This window comes from candidate division WOR-3 bacterium, assembly GCA_039802005.1.
Lineage (GTDB): Bacteria > Hydrothermota > Tepidihabitantia > SM23-42 > JAOAFX01 > JAOAFX01.
The window spans coordinates 1-10,039 of sequence record JBDRVV010000051.1; the positions used below are offsets into that span (position 1 = coordinate 1).

Annotated in this window: 10 protein-coding genes; 6 read left to right on the plus strand and 4 right to left on the minus strand. The window is 39.0% G+C overall.

Annotated features, from left to right (window positions below):
- Positions 1–357, plus strand: a 357-nt coding sequence (locus tag ABIL69_11210) for a T9SS type A sorting domain-containing protein (protein MEO0124556.1), incomplete at its 5' end; no start/stop codon positions are given.
- Positions 358–717: 360 nt separating this feature from the next.
- Here the strand turns inward: ABIL69_11210 and ABIL69_11215 are convergent.
- The gene (locus ABIL69_11215; protein ID MEO0124557.1) at positions 718–1,536 is read right to left on the minus strand and encodes a radical SAM protein; all 819 of its coding nucleotides are present in this window, start codon (positions 1,534–1,536) and stop codon (positions 718–720) included.
- 181 nt (positions 1,537–1,717) lie between these two features.
- On the opposite strand from ABIL69_11215, the gene ABIL69_11220 reads away from it, so the two are divergent.
- The 5 genes from ABIL69_11220 to ABIL69_11240 all read left to right on the plus strand — a co-directional run bounded on the left by ABIL69_11220 (position 1,718) and on the right by ABIL69_11240 (position 7,453).
- Positions 1,718–1,987, plus strand: a complete 270-nt coding sequence (locus tag ABIL69_11220; GenBank protein ID MEO0124558.1) for a hypothetical protein — start codon at positions 1,718–1,720, stop codon at positions 1,985–1,987.
- Between the two features lie 9 nt (positions 1,988–1,996).
- Complete coding sequence (locus ABIL69_11225; protein ID MEO0124559.1) at positions 1,997–4,222, plus strand: glycosyl hydrolase family 18 protein; 2,226 nt, start codon at positions 1,997–1,999, stop codon at positions 4,220–4,222.
- A 478-nt stretch (positions 4,223–4,700) separates the two neighbouring features.
- Positions 4,701–4,931, plus strand: a complete 231-nt coding sequence (locus tag ABIL69_11230; GenBank protein ID MEO0124560.1) for a DUF433 domain-containing protein — start codon at positions 4,701–4,703, stop codon at positions 4,929–4,931.
- Positions 4,928–5,305: a DUF5615 family PIN-like protein gene (locus ABIL69_11235; GenBank protein ID MEO0124561.1), complete on the plus strand. Its 378-nt coding sequence runs from the start codon at positions 4,928–4,930 to the stop codon at positions 5,303–5,305. Before ABIL69_11230 ends, ABIL69_11235 begins: the two co-directional genes overlap by 4 nt.
- Before the next feature lie 531 nt (positions 5,306–5,836).
- The gene (locus ABIL69_11240; GenBank protein MEO0124562.1) at positions 5,837–7,453 is read left to right on the plus strand and encodes a T9SS type A sorting domain-containing protein; all 1,617 of its coding nucleotides are present in this window, start codon (positions 5,837–5,839) and stop codon (positions 7,451–7,453) included.
- Between the two features lie 152 nt (positions 7,454–7,605).
- On the opposite strand, the gene ABIL69_11245 is transcribed toward ABIL69_11240, so the two are convergent.
- The 3 genes from ABIL69_11245 to ABIL69_11255 form a co-directional block, all read right to left on the minus strand.
- The gene (locus ABIL69_11245; GenBank protein ID MEO0124563.1) at positions 7,606–8,439 is read right to left on the minus strand and encodes an ABC transporter permease; all 834 of its coding nucleotides are present in this window, start codon (positions 8,437–8,439) and stop codon (positions 7,606–7,608) included.
- Between the two features lie 201 nt (positions 8,440–8,640).
- Positions 8,641–9,444 (minus strand): ABC transporter permease, encoded by an 804-nt coding sequence (locus ABIL69_11250; GenBank protein MEO0124564.1) that lies wholly within the window; start codon positions 9,442–9,444, stop codon positions 8,641–8,643.
- 161 nt (positions 9,445–9,605) lie between these two features.
- The coding region (locus ABIL69_11255; protein ID MEO0124565.1) for a T9SS type A sorting domain-containing protein at positions 9,606–10,039 on the minus strand (434 nt) is incomplete at its 5' end.

Consider the following 10,039-nt stretch of genomic DNA (forward strand, 5'->3'; position numbering starts at 1 on the left):
TATCATCGGACATTTACTTTGATTGATGGTGATATAAGGATGACCGGTGTGATTGAAGATATGCAAAAAGAGTTTCCGATTGCCTTTGCCCTTTATACCCCTATGCCCAATCCAACAAGGGGCAAGACGAATATCGTCTATGCAATTCCGCATCCATCAAAGGTCAGTCTCCGAATATACAATTGTCTTGGGCAGGTTGTGCGGGTATTGTTAGAAAAAGAACAAGAACCGGGAGTCTATCAAATAATTTGGGATGGTGATGATTTTCTTGGTCGGAGACTACCCGCGGGAGTCTATTTTATAAAATTTGAAGCAGGTGGCGCTAAAAAGATTAAGAAGACGGTGTTATTAAGATAAATGTAGGGCAAACCTTCGGATTTGTACTGCAAATTGTTGAGCAAGCTCAACCACTACAAATGTTTGAAATGTAGTAGCAGAGCTTGTTCTGCAAAAGTAGGGCGAGACTTTAGCCTCGCCAGGAAAAGCGATTAAATGGTAGCCGCAGGCTTCAGCCTGCGTGTTGTCTTTTTTATGGTTTGGATGTCGAGCAAGCTCGACCACTACAGATGGTTGAAATGTAGTGGCAGTTTGCGCTATAGATTGTCGAGCAAGCTCGACCACTACAGGAAAAAAATAGTTAATTGTAGTGGCAGAGTTTGCTCTGCAACAATCAATGTTGAATATTATTATCGCGACTGGGAAGTCGCTCCTGCAAAATTAAAAAGCAAAATCAATTTTAATCTTAAAAGATCTGCCAATATTTAATATCCGGTCTTTTATCTTTTTTTCATAAAGAATCTTATTGTGGTAATAGAATTCATAATCTTTTAATTTTTCCGGAAATCTTTCCCTGATTTTCGTTATCACATTGTGCCAGACCTTAGGATAGGGATTTAATGAATCAAATGTGATATTCTGGGCACCGGATTCTTCAGCAGATTTTATCAAGTCTTCAATCTCCTGGTCAGAATCAGTAATATATGGCAGTATCGGTGCGACAAAGACCCAAGTATAAATTTTATTTTCAGAAATTTTTTTGAGTACATTGAGTCTTTCAGATACCGGTGAAGATTTCGGTTCAAAGAGACTTTTTACATCAAGATTCAAACTCGTTATTGTAAATCCAACCTCAATCTCCTTTATTCTTAAAAGCAAATCCAAATCCCTCAAAACAAGCGAAGATTTTGTTAGGATTGATACCGAATGCTGAAAATATCTTAAAACTTCAAGGCATCTCCGCGTGATCTGATATTTTTCTTCAATGGGTTGATACGCATCACAGACCGTACCGATTGAGATATGGCTCTTCGACTTTAGTTGTTTTAATTGTTTCTGGAGAATCTCAGGTGCATTTATCTTTATATCCACAAAATCGCCCCATTCTTCATTATGATTGGTAAATCTTTTCATAAATACTGCATAACAATATGCGCATTTATGTTCACACCCGGTATAAGGATTTAATGCAAAATCAATTCCGGGAATTCCTGATTTATTCAGGATTGATTTACATAAAATTTCACGGTATAAGCTCAATTCAAGTCCCTACATATTATATGGAGTTAGAAAGAAGTGTCAACCAGATTGATCTCTGCCTCTACGATTCTTATTAAAGCTCTAAAGGTTTATTGCACTTGAGGAAAACATCCTGTAAAAATCAGAGGTGTCCGAAGCAAAATACTCTTGACAACCACAAGATTGTTAATATAATCCATTTATGGCTGCGTTGATATGTTCAATTTTGTTTTCTTCTCCATTTAATCAAAATTTCTTTCTGATTGTCCAGCCTGATACAAATTTTAAATCAATCCACCAGTTACAGACAGAAGAACACAAAATGGATACAATAAATAATAAATCTGCTACTGGCTTTCAATCCGAACGGGCAATGATAAATTTTGCCCTGATTATTCTCATAATAATTCTTTTTATATTCTTTGCCACAATATTTTTGATTGCCCGAAGGATTTACTTAACAAAGAAATAAGGAGGGTTTATGACATTTTCTGTTCTTATTGGTATTTGTCTTTATTCTGCTTTTGATTTTCCTACAATCCATCAGATTGAATATAATTTTCACAAATCCGAGGCAGAATGGACACCAGTATCTTTAACGAAATTACCTTATGTGCCCCTTGAACCCGGAATAACAGGGATGTTAAAGAACTACTATGGGTATCTGCCATACTGGACAGATACAAGTTATTATCAGTATTTCCAGATTGAATTACTGACCCATATCTCTTATTTCTCGGTTGATATTGACCCATCAACCGGCAGTTTGGGAAGCATACCAAATGCCTCAAGATTTTATAAAATCCGCGATTATGCCCATCCACGCGGGGTCAGGATTCATATGACCTTCACAGTTTTCGGCAATACAAATGTTACAAACTTCCTGAATAATGCAACAGCAAGAAATAACGCAGTGAATAATATAAGAAATTTTATGACAAATTACGGTTGTGATGGTGCAAATATTGATTTTGAATTTGTCACAAGTGCAGTTAGGGATAGTTTTAATAGATTCATAAATGATTTGGCATACGCCTTATGGAACCATCCCAATGGCAGAAAAGAATTGTATTTAGCAACACCTGCAGTTCCTGAATGGTATCCAGGCTATGATTTTTCTTATCTTGGTTCACATTCTGATGGATTATTTATTATGGCTTATGATTATCACTGGAGTGGCTCAAGTGTTGCCGGACCGGTCTCGCCCTGTATACCTTCTTCATTCTGGGGACAGTATTGTGTTGCAAAATCAATCGGCAGTTATAAGGTATATGGTGTTCCTGGCTCAAAGATTGTCCTTGGTCTCCCCTATTATGGCTATGACTGGCCCACGGCCTCTGGTGATATTGGCAGTTCTACAACTGGAACCGGTTCAGCAGTGATATATTATTATGCCTTCCAGAATGCAAATACCTATGGCAGATTATGGGACAATTATTCCCAGACACCCTGGTATCGTTATAATTCAGGTGGCTGGCACCAGTGCTGGTATGATGATTCGGTATCACTTGATATTAAATTTGGAATGGTAAATGACTCTATACTACAGGGTGCAGGCTGCTGGGCTTTAGGATATGACCGCAGTTATGACCATATATGGAATGCAATAAGAAGAAGATTCTGGATTGAACCGCCTACAAGGCACTGGACGGTTGAAGTAAATATAGATAGTTTAAATGTCCGTGATGGTCCGGGAACGAATTATAGGATAATCACTGAAGCACGACTCGGCACAAAATTTGTATCGTTTGATTATTATTACAATCAGGGTGTTTACTGGTATAAAGTCTATTTCCCATCCGCAAGTGGTCCATACTATGCCTGGATGTCTGGTGGTGATGGAACAAATTCACAATATATGAAAGGGACAACGAGGAATACAATCCTGCGCATAAATTCAAGTCTGGTCAATGTCCGCGAAGGTCCGGGAGCATCGTATCCAGTAATTACCCAGGTTGCAAATGGTCAAGTATTTGTTGCAGATTCATTTTCTGGTGATTGGGCAAGGATATATTTACAACTGACTGATAAGCCACGGGGTTGGGTTTATATTCCGTATACCATAATAAATAATCCCGAAGATTATAATACCTATAATTGTAGTATGCAGAGTTTAACATATCCCTCAACCGTGAATTCACTTGATACATTTACGGTTTCAATGAATATTCAGAATACTGGATACGGTCCCTTTGATACCCTTGTCTATCTCAAAGGAACCAGCAGTAGTCCATTCTATTATCAAGCATTCTGGAAGGATACGACCCGTGCAAAGTTAGCTGGATTCTGGGGATTGCCCGGCCAGGTCTTTTATAATTATGCAAAATTCAGGGCACCGAGCGTGCCGAGCCAGACAACGATTGCCGATACATTCAGATTTGAAAGGAATGGGGTTCTATTTGGTCCGCAGATAATTGTCAGTGTCGTTGTCAACCCGGTAGGGATTGGAGAAAAACAACATTTGACTGTCCAAAATCAATTGATAAAAGAAACAATTTTCAGCAAAGAACTGCATATCAATCTAACTGAGATTGAAAGCCCCTGCGAGATATTTGTATATAACATTCTGGGTGAGAGGATTATACACAAGAAAGTGTATCACAAAAAAGAAATTCACTTCGGACAGGACCTGAAATCTGGTGTCTATTTTGTGGTTCTAAAAACGCCCGATAAAATAATAAAAACCAAGATAATAAAAATAAATTGACGAAATGTAGTAGCAGAGTTTACTCTGCAAAATTTAATAGTTGTAGTGGCAGACCTTGGTCTGCAAATATTTAAAAGGGCAAATCTTTAGCCGATTTCCCATCGTAAGGCAAGGCTTTAGCCGATTTCCTCTGTAGGGCAAGGCTTTCTTCAAGAACCGATGGTTCTTTCAGAACCAGAGGTTAGCCTTGCGAAATAACAAATGTAATCCTAAATGTCTGCCCTACTAATTCCCCTATTTCCCCCCTTTTATAAAAGGGGGATTAAGGGGGATTTTGTATTCTTTAAGAAAGGGGGATTACATACTACCCACTTGCGAAGTGGGGATTGTGTATAATTCAACCTCTTGAAGCCAGATAGTGCAAGGGTTACATTTGTGGTTATTCTACTATTAGTGTAATCAAAAAGCCCGAATTATTAATTGCATTGGTCCATTGACTTTTTAATAAAGGTATTTATAATTGAAAGAGGTGATTTATATGAAATTTACTCGCATTACAATTAATCCCAATCAGATGGGTGGCGTTCCCTGCATAAGAGGATTGCGTATTCCTGTGGCAACCGTTGTAGGAATGGTGGCAGATGGAATGAGTGTAGATGAGATTCTTAGAGCGTTTCCTGACTTAGAACCTGAAGACATTCATGAAGCACTCCGTTATGCCGCTGAAGCAGTGCGTGAGCGTGAACTTCCTCTGGTCACTGTGCAATGAGGTTTTTGGTTGACAATGCCATATCGCCATTTGTCGCTGAAGGCTTACGAGAGGCTGGGCACGATGCCGTGCATGTTCGTGATTATGGGTTGCAAACTGCGGATGATGAATCAATCTTTCTCCGAGCAGAAATTGAAGAACGAATAATCATTTCTGCTGACACTGATTTTGGAACACTACTTGCTTTACGCGAAAAAAATAGACCATCCTTGATAATTTTTCGTCGTGGAACAGATCGCCAACCCCAAAAACAGGTAGAACTTCTGCTAAAGAACCTGTCTGCGATTCAAGATGCTCTTGCACAGGGTAGTGTGGTTATAATTGAGCAAACACGCATTAGAATACGACCACTTCCTATTGAATATAAAAAATAAAATTTTTGTTACCTTATAACTATTAGGTATTCCTTAATAATTAAGATACTAAGTGTCAATATGATATTCTTTTTCCGCTATTCATCATAGCACCTTTTCGTAAATATGATGTATGAAACGAAAATTTCAATCCCCCTCTTTCCCCCTTTCATAAAGGAGGATACTAGTACAAAAGGGACAATGGGGGATTATTGCATGAAAAACCCACACTTCTGATATTTAGGAAAAAAACTTAGGAATGAACTCTTAATATTGAAAAATGTGGAGAGGAGTCAGTGGATCCTTCCCTTGACAGAAAATATTTTTGCAGTATAATATAATTAGGATTTAACAAAGGACTTGTTATGACTAGATATCATCGGACAGGGGAAAATCACTTCACTTCACTCAAGATTTCTCTTTAATCCTTCTGGAGAGGCAAATGCGGGCTAAACTGGCCTCGGGTAAGATAATTTTTCTGCCCTTCTACAGGGACACGCCTTACACCGGGGAGCAATTAAACCTTTATTTTTGCCTTGAAGGGAGGAAAGCATGAAAACCTTGTGTTCGTTTATTTTATTGGCTGGTGCGGTTCAATCAATCACCCTGCCGGTACGGATTGATTATGCCCGGATTGAGGAAGGGATTCCGATTGTCGGTCCTCACCATCCTTTTGTGCCAATGTCTCATATAATCCCTGTTGACTCTTCAACAGGTGAATATTCAATGTGGACACAAATCCATGAATGTCTGGCTTATAATCCTACTGATGAATATCTTCAATTTGTATGCAGGACCTTTGGGACAGGTGCATACCTTGATGTTTGGCAGGCTGATAGGATTTTCTCTTTTTTCATTACTGACCCCTATTTGGCGTGGGGCAGTCCGAGGTATCCAAATTCTATTGCCTCGCTTAATGGTCAGGGTCCGCATATATCTGCACCAGTTCTCCAGCAGGGTACATGGGGTTTGATGATGGGTCAGTATGAAAGCGGCGGTTGGTTCTCAAGTTTCTGGGATAGCCCGGTTGATGTGGGAACCGGTGATCTTGATGTCCATAAGTGTATTGGCAAACAGTTGCCCAATGGCAATCTTTTATTTATCGGCGTTGCATCAGATGGTTACAATCCGTGGCTCACCTGGAGTACATATACACCTGACCTTTCTACGAGGCTGGCGGGTGGTATTGTGGCACCCGAGACCAGCTATTACTGGGGTTTTGATATCAATGGCGGAATTGCCTATCTGTTTTATCACGATAAAAATCTCAACATCTATTACAAAACCACGACCGATGGAATAAATTGGAGTCCGGCACAGATTTATGATATGAACTGGCCAGAGCCTTTTGATTCTAATCGCATTTACTGGAAACAGATGGCGGTTACTGAAAATGGAAATCCGTTACTGGTATTTGATAATATCAATGGTGCGGATACTACCTATCCTTATGAAGGCAAAATTTATGTCTCAATTGCTCCTGGTCAGCCCTGTATTGAGGTGGGTATTACCGCTGCGGGTGCTGAGAATTTTTATCCGACAATAGCCACGGGTGGAAATTATATTGTCGTTCTTTTTGGTAAACCGCGAAGTGGGAACGGGCAATATACCTTCTGGGACATCTATTACAATTATTCTATGGATAATGGTTTGACCTGGCATACGCCGATTTGTTTGACTTCAGATATCACCGACCATAACAATTGCCTCTGGCAGATTGCAAAAAGGCTTGATGTCACAGAATATGGTCAACTTTTTTTCGCATTTGGAAGTTCAATAACCAATCCGATGCTTGACCTTTACTACAATATCATAGGTGGTGGCACACCAACCCCCACCCGCTGGTATGTTGGGCGCAACCCAGTTGTCAGCATTACGGAAAATAGAAATCTTCTCCCTGCCGACTTCTCGCTCAAGGTTTTTCCCAATCCTACAACCAAAAGCGCATTAATTAGATTTGGTCTTTATCAAGATGAACCCGTAGAGATCGAAATTGCCGATGCATTGGGTGGAATTGTTAAAAGTCTTTTGAAAACAAATCTTAAAAAAGGAATCCATTTGTTGCATGTTGATTTGACAACTAAAGAACTTTCGGGTAGTGCGGTCTATTTTGTAATACTGAAAAGATCTGATAAAATAATAAAAACCAAGATAATAAAGATAAAATAAAAAATGTAAATTACTAATCCCCCATTTCCCCTTTTAAGAAAGGGGGATTAAGGGGGATTGTGTATTCATTAAAAAGGGGGATAAAAGTAGGATTGCGTATTCTTTAATAAAGGGGATTGCATCCCCCGCTTGCGAAGGGAAATTGTAAAAACTTAATAAATCGCAAGCACGCCCTTTCTTCTGCCGTATCTATCCATAAGTAAGAAAATACCTAAACCAAAACTTATCCAGATAACAAGCATAATTGTTAGGCGTAAAAATATTGCTGGCATGCTCATAGTAAGATGTTCGCCAATCAAGAAATGCCTTATGCCCATCACGCCATAGGTTGTAGGCAGAACAAGGGCAATCTTCTGCAAAAACATAGGCAAGATTGCAAGTGGATAGGCAATCGGTGTAATTATATTTATCAGGGTTGATACCGCATCACTTATTACCCACCATTGTTTTAGACCGATTGTAAGTCCTGCAACCAGAATGCCAAGTCCATAAAGTGCAGAAATCATAAGGAGTAATAAAATCAGCCCGGGAAGCATACCACTGATATTGAAAAATATCTTGAAAATAAATACTACAACCAAAGCCTCAATGAGCATTATCAATCCCTGATGTAATGTTGAATGCAAAGCCATGCCTGCTACATATACCCAGCGTGGAACCGGAGCTACAAATATTGTTTCCAGTGTTCCATACCACTGTTCTTTTCTCAATGACGCACCCATTGCCCAGCATGCAGTATTTAAAAATCCCATAATTAAATAACCAACAAAAGTATAAGCGAATATATCACTGATGCCAGTAATTGATTTTAAATGTTCAGAGTTACGGCCACCAAGGAGTGCAAATCCATAGAGAAAATATGGAAAAAGATAGACAAAGGGTTCAAAAAATAGCCGGATAAAATCAGGCAGATATTTCAATTCAATCTTCCATTCTTTAATATTCTCCGCATTGATCGCCCGTAGATAATGGAAAAAATTGGCCATAGTTAATCTTTGAAGGTGTGGTTTATAGGTTTAGAAATGAGATAGGGTTTGGTTTGTTGGTTTTGTTTGATTAAACAATCTTCCAAACCGATAGACAAAACCCAATCTTCTTTCCAAACCCAAACCTTTAGACTATGTTTATCTATTCGTCTGGCATTTGACATTTGACATGTGGAATTTTTGGATTGACATTTTGCCATCTCAATACTCCGCCAGAGTTCCTTTCTGCCTTGTATATCTATCCACCCAGTTGAAGATATAAAGACCAAGGGGAATTATTATCAAATCGATTATAATGAGTATAAGACTGTTTTTCCAGAAATTGAATTCAATATTCAATAACAACCCACGCAAGGCAATCAGGGCATAGGTTAAGGGAATGAATATGCTTACCACCCTGGTTATCGGATTTATCTCCACTGGATAACGAATCGGTGAAAATAAAAATAATACATATTCAAACAAATGTAGTAGACCATGTGCCTCTTTGACGAGCAGGGTCAAGCCAGCCGCAGCAAAGCCAATGCCATATAGACCGGCAATCAAAAGAATCAAAAAGAAGACAATTGGAAATATTTTATAAAGTGTCACCTGTAAACCAAAAATTATCACACATATTCCCAGTTGAATGATAACATAAGTTGTAGCAAGAAGGGAATTGAATATTGCCTTGCCCAGTAAAATGTAAACCGGTTTTACTGGCGCTGACAAAATATGTTCAAGTGTGCCATAATATGTCTCATCCCGCATTGCAAATCCCATGCTCCAGACCGAAGAACCCATATAGGTGCTGATTATCGCCCCGATTAAGACATAGGGAATAAATTCGGTTGTACCTGCAACTGCCCCAAAGTTTTCACTGCTCAAACCACCAATCAATGCCTTTCCCTGAAAAATCAAAGGAATTGCCCACAGAAGTGGTGAAAATATCCAGAAGGCAATCTCAATCGGATAGGCGAGTAAGATTTTGTAACTCTTTCTTAATTCAGCAAAGATGACATTCATTCATTAAACCCCCAGTACCAGTCCGCCACGATTTTTGGCGGACCAAATCCCAAACAATTCCCAAATTCCAATTTACTAAACAAACAACCATTCCTGATTATCATACTTTAATCAACATATTAAAAATTAGCATTTTTATTTCAACCTAACAACCCTCTCCTTCATTTCAACAATATTGCCTTTTCTATATGGATAAAATCACCCGCATCTAACCTAATGAAATATACACCCGGTGGAAGTTTCCGACCCAGATCATCATCACCATCCCAAAGAGTTGATGATTGGTAATTGGTTAAATGGTTAAATTGTTTTACCAAACGACCACTTATATCAAAGATCTTTATACTGGTTATCGGCTTCTGGCTACCACCTAATTTTGAATAATTTGGGATTTGGAATTCAATCACGCAGTGATTCCGGAATGGATTGGGATAGACCTCAAGCGAAAGATTCCCTGAATCAAAAGGCATCGTCTCCTTATCCTGCGGTCCACCTGGAACCAATGGTAAAACACTTTGATAAGTGCAAACACGATATAACGGCAAATACGGATGCCGGCTAAGCCAACGCTCGTTACCCTCAGCATAGGTAATCA